Below are 2,626 nucleotides of genomic sequence, written 5' to 3'. Positions count from 1 at the left end.
TGCGGATTCCGACGTGAAGCCGGCCGCCATTCCGATCAAACACCGGCCACCATTCCGGTATGAAGCCGGCCACCATTCCAACCAAAGACCGGCCAGTTTTCGGCACTGAAGATTACCTCCTGGGTCAGCAACTTTGGCATCAATTGCCTCGCGATGAACGGGGACATTTTGATGCCGGCAAAGAGAAGGCTGACCATGAGACAGTTGAGACAAATGCTTCGGCTTGCCGGAAGCGGGACCAGTTCCCGCGAGATTGCGGTCGTGCTGGGAATAGCACGCAGTACGGTGCAGGATAATCTGCGGCGCGCAGCGACAATGGGGTTGAGCTGGCCCCTGCCAGGCGAGCTGACCGATGACGCGCTTGAGAGCAAACTCTTCGCTCGCAATGGCGTCAAACAGGGCACGCGGCGGCGCACAGAGCCGAACTGGGCCCATCTTGCCGTCGAGCTCAAGAGGCCGGGCGTCACGCTCCTCATCTTGTGGGAGGAGTATCGAGGAAGTCATCCCGACGGATATGGCTACAGCCGGTTCTGCGAGCTCTTTCGCAGCTTCGAACAGCGGCTTTCCCCGACGATGCGCCAGGAACACGCCGCCGGCGACAAGGTCTTCGTCGACTATTCCGGCAAGAGGATCCCGATCATTGATCGAGACACCGGCGAGATCCGTGAGGCGGAGATCTTTGTGGCGGTCTTGGGAGCGTCCAGCTTCACCTATGCCGAAGCAACCTGGACCCAGACACTGCCTGATTGGATTGGTTCACACGTCAGGATGTTTCGTTTTTTTGATGGCGTTCCCCGCCTGATCGTCCCCGACAATCTGAAGTCGGGCGTCAGCCGCGCCAGCTTCTACGATCCCGAGATCAATCGCAGCTACGGCATGATGGCATCCCATTATGGCGTCGGCGTTCTTCCGGCACGGCCGCGACGGCCGAAGGACAAATCGAAAGTCGAGAACGGCGTGCGTTTCGCCCAGTCATGCATTCTGGGGCGGCTGCGCAACCAGACCTTCTTCTCGCTGGCCGAGGCCAATGCCGCCATTCGCCAGGCACTCGATCGCATCAATGATCACGTCATGCGTCGGCTGGGCGTCAGTCGCCGGCAACTGTTTGAGAGCGTCGAGCGTGCTGCGCTCGCAAGCCTTCCGAGCAAAGACTACGAATTCGCCGAGTGGCGTTTGGCCCGCGTCTCGACGGATTACCATGTCGAGTTCAAGACCTTCTTTTATTCCGTACCGCACAGCCTCATTCGCCAGCAAGTCGATCTGAGAGCAACGGCACGCACCATCGAGATCTTCCACCGCGGCAAGCGCATTGCCGTCCATCAGCGCCGCTATGGCGGCCCTCGTCATGGGACTGATCCGGATCATATGCCCAGCTCCCACCGGCGATATGCCGAGTGGACGCCGGATCGTTTCCGTCGCTGGGCCGCATCCGTCGGCCCCGAGACGGAAGGCTTGGTTGTCGCAATCCTCGCCAGCCGCCCACATCCTGAACAAGGCTTTCGAACATGCCTGGGTGTCCTGCGCCTGTTTCGCGATGTCACACGCGATCGCGCCGAAGCCGTGTCAGCCCGCGCTGTCGAGATCGGTGGGCTGAACTGCAAGAGCATCGCCTCGCTCATCGCCAATCACAAGGCCGCAAGGCATTCCTCCGAACCGACCGCCATCGTCGATCACGCCAATCTGCGTGGCCCTGATTACTTTCATTGAGGAGACACACCAATGCTTATCCATCCGACCATCGACATGCTGCGCGAACTCGGCCTTCATGGCATGGCCACCGCCTTCCAGGAACTCGACGCACAATCCGAAGCACGCGGCCTCGAGCATGGCGAATGGCTTGCCATGCTGCTCGAGCGCGAGGCTACCATGCGCCGCCAGAAGCGTTTCGAAGCCCGCGCCAGAGCTGCAAAGCTTCGCCATGACGCACAGATCGAGAATGCCGACTTTCGTGCCGCACGCGGTCTTGACCGCAATCTGTTCATGGCGCTCGCCGGCTGCGACTGGATTCGCAAGCATCACAGTCTTCTCATCACCGGGCCGGCGGGCGTCGGCAAGAGCTGGCTGGCCTGTGCGCTAGGCCACAAAGCTTGCCGAGAGGATTTCTCCGTCGCCTATCACCGCGTTCCCCGGCTGTTTGCAACACTTGCCCTCGCGAGAGGCGACGGACGTTATGGCCGGATCCTCAAGCAACTCGCCAAAACCGACCTTCTCATTCTCGATGACTGGGGACCGGAAAAACTCAATGATGACCAGCGGCGTGATGTGCTTGAGATCATTGAAGACCGCTACGAACGCCGATCGACAATCGTCACCAGTCAGCTGCCACTGGATCACTGGTACGAGATCATTGCAAACCCAACTCTGGCCGATGCCATCCTCGACCGCCTCGTTCACAACGCCTATCGCATCGATCTCACCGGTGAAAGCATGCGAAAACAGCGCTCGCCAAGAGCGACCGAAACAGCGCAAGCTTGACCTGAAACGAAACCCAATCCAAACATCAACGAGACCCAGGATCAGTCCGAAAAATGGCCGGCTTCAAATCGGAACACCGGCCGGAATGAAATCGGAATGACTGGCCGGCTTCAAATCGGAATCGATGGCCGGCTTCATCGGAATACGCAGT

General features: G+C 59.6%; 3 protein-coding genes. 2 read left to right on the top strand and 1 reads right to left on the bottom strand.

The window, feature by feature from the left end; translation table 11 throughout:
* Positions 1-35: 35 nt before the first annotated feature.
* The gene (locus tag NKI16_RS33940) at positions 36-197 is read right to left on the bottom strand and encodes a hypothetical protein (RefSeq protein ID WP_352924808.1); all 162 of its coding nucleotides are present in this window, start codon (positions 195-197) and stop codon (positions 36-38) included.
* Between NKI16_RS33940 and istA the strand changes: the two genes are divergently transcribed.
* Together istA and istB are read left to right on the top strand one after the other, a co-directional pair.
* A complete protein-coding gene (gene istA, locus NKI16_RS33935) occupies positions 196-1,707 on the top strand; it encodes an IS21 family transposase (protein WP_352924806.1) in 1,512 nt (503 codons plus the stop codon). The genes NKI16_RS33940 and istA overlap by 2 nt on opposite strands.
* 12 nt (positions 1,708-1,719) lie before the next feature.
* The gene (istB, locus tag NKI16_RS33930) at positions 1,720-2,475 is read left to right on the top strand and encodes an IS21-like element helper ATPase IstB (RefSeq protein ID WP_352480784.1); all 756 of its coding nucleotides are present in this window, start codon (positions 1,720-1,722) and stop codon (positions 2,473-2,475) included.
* Positions 2,476-2,626 lie beyond the last annotated feature (151 nt).

Source organism: Mesorhizobium sp. M0698, assembly GCF_040320455.1.
Taxonomy (GTDB): Bacteria; Pseudomonadota; Alphaproteobacteria; order Rhizobiales; family Rhizobiaceae; genus Mesorhizobium.
Note: the sequence above shows the minus strand (reverse complement) of the source record. Positions and strands in the feature narration are given on the sequence as shown.